This is a genomic window from uncultured Methanobrevibacter sp., from assembly GCF_937906425.1.
Lineage (GTDB): Archaea > Methanobacteriota > Methanobacteria > Methanobacteriales > Methanobacteriaceae > Methanobrevibacter.
Genome location: NZ_CALCYR010000188.1, coordinates 1 through 3,351 on the forward strand (window position 1 = coordinate 1; position 3,351 = coordinate 3,351).

At 33.5% G+C, this 3,351-nt stretch carries 4 protein-coding genes; 2 read left to right on the plus strand and 2 right to left on the minus strand.

Annotated features, from left to right (window positions below; translation table 11 throughout):
* Both Q0138_RS05365 and Q0138_RS09330 read left to right on the plus strand, forming a co-directional pair.
* On the plus strand, positions 1-667 hold a 667-nt coding region (locus tag Q0138_RS05365), incomplete at its 5' end, for an FAD-dependent oxidoreductase (protein WP_346662269.1).
* A 60-nt stretch (positions 668-727) separates the two neighbouring features.
* Complete coding sequence (locus tag Q0138_RS09330; protein WP_346662270.1) at positions 728-940, plus strand: hypothetical protein; 213 nt, start codon at positions 728-730, stop codon at positions 938-940.
* A gap of 19 nt (positions 941-959) precedes the next feature.
* On the opposite strand, the gene hmgA is transcribed toward Q0138_RS09330, so the two are convergent.
* Positions 960-2,162, minus strand: coding sequence for a hydroxymethylglutaryl-CoA reductase (NADPH) (hmgA, locus tag Q0138_RS05370; protein ID WP_297981816.1), 1,203 nt, complete (start codon positions 2,160-2,162; stop codon positions 960-962).
* A gap of 181 nt (positions 2,163-2,343) precedes the next feature.
* On the minus strand, positions 2,344-3,210 hold the full coding sequence (gene sucD / locus Q0138_RS05375) for a succinate--CoA ligase subunit alpha (protein WP_297981818.1): 867 nt from the start codon (positions 3,208-3,210) through the stop codon (positions 2,344-2,346).
* Positions 3,211-3,351 lie beyond the last annotated feature (141 nt).

The following is a 3,351-nucleotide window of genomic DNA, read 5'->3' on the forward strand; positions in this document are numbered from 1 at the left end:
ATTCTCAACAAGTATGCCAGAGAGTATCCAAGAAGAAATGGTTCATTCTTTACCAGGATTAGAAAAGGCAAATATATTAAAATATGCATATGCAATTGAATATGATGCAATTTATCCTACTCAAATAAAAGCAAGTCTAGAAACTAAAGTATTAGAAAACCTATTCACAGCGGGTCAAATTAACGGAACAAGTGGATATGAAGAAGCAGCTTGTCAAGGATTAATTGCAGGTATCAACGCCTCTTTAAAATTAGAAAAAAAAGATCCATTAATATTAAAAAGAAACGAGGCATATATAGGAGTATTAATAGATGATTTAGTAACAAAAGGAACAATGGAACCATATAGAATGCTTACATCTCGAGCTGAATATAGACTATTATTAAGACACGATAATGCTGATATCAGATTAAGAGAATATGGCTATCAAGTAGGATTAATTAGTGAAGAAAAACATAAAAAATTTAAAGAAAAACTATCTAATATAAAAAAATTAAAAGAAGAATTACAACAAACAAAAATAACACCTACTAAAGAAATAAATCAAAAATTAGAGAAACTTAATTCTATGCCATTAAAAGATGGTATAACTTTATATGACTTATTAAAAAGAACAGAAATAACAATAAATATTCTAAAGAAAGAAAATATATATCAATTTATCTAGTCCAAAGAAGTAGAAGAACAAGTAGAAATACAAATAAAATATGAAGGATACATAAAAAAAGTGGAAAGAGAAGCTGAAAAAATGCTAAAAAATGAAGAAAAACAAATTCCAGAAGACATTGATTATAATAAAATTAAAGGATTAAGTTTAGAAGCAGTACAAAAATTAGATAAATTCAGACCACGTTCTATTGGACAAGCATCAAGAATTTCAGGAGTTTCGCCAGCAGATATATCTGTACTTTTAATTAATTTACAAACTATAAAAAAATAAAATAGGACTTAAAAAATAATTATCTGCCTAGTTCTTGATGTGCTTTAGCTAAATGTCCTGCTGCAATAGCTGCAATCAATGACAATTCACCAGCCAATACTGTTGAAATAACAATTTCAGCAAATTTATTTACCTTTCCAGAACCTGCACAGCCAATTATTTGCAATCCTTCATTAGCTGTTTCAAGTCTTGTTCCACCACCAATTGTAGCAATAGGCAAATCAGGCATACTAACAGAGAAATACAAGTCTCCATCCCTATCTTCAGCACTTGTAATTCCAAGTGAACCTTCTACAACATGTGCCTCATCCTGACCTGTAGCCAAAAAGATAGCTCCAATCATGTTAGCAAAATGAGCATTATACGCCATGCTTCCTGCAGCTGCAGAACCGATAAGATTCTTGGCAAGATTGACCTCTTCAATTGCCTTAGCAGTGGTCTTGAGTTTAGCCTCCACAATATCCTTAGGAATCAAAACTTCAGCAACAACAGTCTTTCCCCTTCCTTCAACCACATTGATTGCTGCAGGTTTCTTGTCAACACAAAGGTTACCGCTTAAAGCCAAAGGATGGACGCCTAAATCATCATATAACTTAGCCAAAACCTTTTCAGTTGCAATTGTAACCATATTCATACCCATACTGTCTCCAGTTGAGTATACAAAACGAGGATAGACATAATTTCCAACGATGATAATTGGATCAATCTTGACCAATTTACCATGGCTTGTTGTAGACTCTGCAATTGCCTTGAGTTCTGCAAAGTTTTCCTCAAACCATTTCTTGACTTCAACAGCCTTAATGACAGAATCTGTCTTGATTGCAGGAGCCCTTGTCATCTTGTCACCGATTAGTCTTGTATTGCTTCCGCCAGAAGCTGTAATAGCAGAGCATCCCCTATTGATGGATGCAACCAAAGCACCTTCAGAAGTTGCAAGAGGAACAAAGAATTCATCATTTGCATATTCACCATTGATTTTCAATGGGCCGGCAACTCCAATAGGTATTTGAATGGTTCCTATAGGGTTTTCAATGTTTTTGCTGAATGCAGCATTCATATCCAATGTATAATCGGCAATCCTATTCAATTCAACATCAGAATACTTTTCTATAAATTCCCTTCTGATATCCATGGCCTCTGTAGCATTTTCTGTAAACTTATCGATTTGATAGAGTTTCATTTCACCTGCCAACAAGTTTTCAATGATTTCCTCTTTGTTCATAATATCACATGAAAATAATTATTAAAATTATTAAACTTCCTTAAATTAATTAATCAAAGCCTCACAATAAAAATTAATAAATTAAAATGCTTAAATTGGAGGAAATTGATTAAGAATTAATAAAAAAAGTAAATTAAAATTTGATAAATAAAATAATAAAAAAATAAAAATAGATGGAGAATTATTCTCCACGAGCTTCCTTAATATGTTTTACTATTTCAGAAGGTTTGCTTGCCACCTTAACGCCAGCAGCTTCCAAAGCTTCCATTTTACTTTTTGCAGTACCGGAGTTTCCTGCAATGATAGCACCAGCGTGACCCATTCTTTTTCCAGGAGGTGCAGAAATACCTGCAATGTAAGCAACAACAGGTTTTGTTACATTTTCCTTAATGTATTCAGCAGCAGCCTCTTCAGCGTCTCCGCCGATTTCACCAATCAAGACGATTTCAGTGGTTTCAGGGTCCTCTTCAAACATTTTTAAAATGTCAATGTAGGAGGTACCGATAACCGGATCTCCGCCGATTCCGACACAAGTACTTTGTCCAATGCCTGCACGGGTCAATTGACTTGCAATCTCATAGGTCAATGTACCGCTTCTGGAAATAAGTCCAACAGAACCTTCTGAGAAGATATGTGTTGGCATGATTCCGAGCTTACCTACCTTAGGAGAAATGACTCCTGGAGTGTTTGGACCGATAACGGTTACATCATTTTCCTTAGCATAAGCCATGATTTCCATAGTGTCATGAACAGGAATGTGTTCTGTAATAATAATTACCAAATCCAAATGATCGATTGATTCAATTGCAGCATCCTTAGCAACAGGAGCCGGTACAAATATAATTGAAGCATTTACATCAGTTTTTTCTTTAGCTTCTTCAATAGAATCAAAAACAGGAACTCCATGGACTTCTCTTCCACCTTTACCAGGAGTTACACCTGCAACTATTTTTGTATTGTATTTAAGCATTTGTTCAGTGTGGAAAGTACCTTGCTTTCCTGTAATTCCCTGAACCAAACATTTTGTCTTTTCATTTAAAATAATCATATTAATCACAATAGAATTTTTTTATAGTTTATTAAATAGTTAAGAATATAGTTGTTTCTTGTAATCCACACAAGAATTTTCTTAAAAAATTATTATACATAAGTATATTTAGTTTTCAAATATTAAATAGTTAATCATTAT